Origin of the sequence: uncultured Winogradskyella sp. (assembly GCF_947496485.1) — a bacterium.
GTDB lineage: Bacteria > Bacteroidota > Bacteroidia > Flavobacteriales > Flavobacteriaceae > Winogradskyella.
Genome location: NZ_CANMCZ010000013.1, coordinates 1 through 844, shown reverse-complemented (window position 1 = coordinate 844; position 844 = coordinate 1). Strand labels below are relative to the sequence as shown.

Genomic DNA, 844 nt, shown 5'->3' with positions numbered 1-844 from the left:
AAGTAGGCGAGAACAAGCAATTACTTATAGCCATTGTTGTGCTTTCGTTATTTTTTAATTATTCAATTCTTTATTTAAAAGCTGAATCAAATTTAGAGTTTCTACTTTCAAATCTGCTGCATAGGAAGCTCTAATTCTAATTAAAGTGTTCATACGGTATAAATTATTCTCAAACACTCTATTTCTAAATAATTTTTCCAAATTACTTTTGTGTTTGCTGACAGTCCCATTATTCCCATTGCTTCGGTCATATGTAATATTTTTAAGTTGATAGTAATTTAAAACGGTTGGTACTAAGGTGTTGTTATAATATTCATTTGCTGTAGAGCCAAAGTTTATAACAAATTCTGATTGCAAAATCCATTTTGATAGACCTGTTGTTATTTTTTTGTTTCTTATGAGTCTAATGGAATTTGAATTTTGAGCTGCGTTCAGTTCTGTATTTTTAGGTAGAAAAGTGCTTATAGTAAAAATATTAGTTAACGCATATTGTAAGCTATCTTCTTTTTTTTCTATATAATTAGGATTTGTGAGAGATAGAATTCTATCATAATTTAATTTCATATTATTTAAATATTCTAGATGTAAATCAATCATAATTACATTTTCTTCCATTTCAAATTTCAAACTCTTAAGTAATGCTAATTCTTGATTTCTTGTTTTATTATTTTCATTCCAGTTATTAATCTGTAAAGCAATTAATATCCCAATAACTACCAAAATAATCTCTCCGATTGCATAAATCAGATACTTACTGAATTTATTTTCAGTCAGCATTTTTTGTCTAATTTTTCTAAAGAATTTTATCATTGGTTAATGGTTGGTTATAATGAAGCACAACGGT

Annotated in this window: 1 protein-coding gene; it reads right to left on the bottom strand. The window is 26.7% G+C overall.

Annotated elements, in window-relative coordinates; genetic code table 11:
* Positions 1-54: 54 nt before the first annotated feature.
* On the bottom strand, positions 55-810 hold the full coding sequence (locus Q0822_RS18180; RefSeq protein ID WP_299126394.1) for a DUF6090 family protein: 756 nt from the start codon (positions 808-810) through the stop codon (positions 55-57).
* Positions 811-844 lie beyond the last annotated feature (34 nt).

Coding starts and splice junctions, on each gene's coding strand:
- Q0822_RS18180 (WP_299126394.1), bottom strand. CDS start 810: ATGATAAAATTCTTTAGAAAAATTAGACAAAAAATGCTGACTGAAAAT.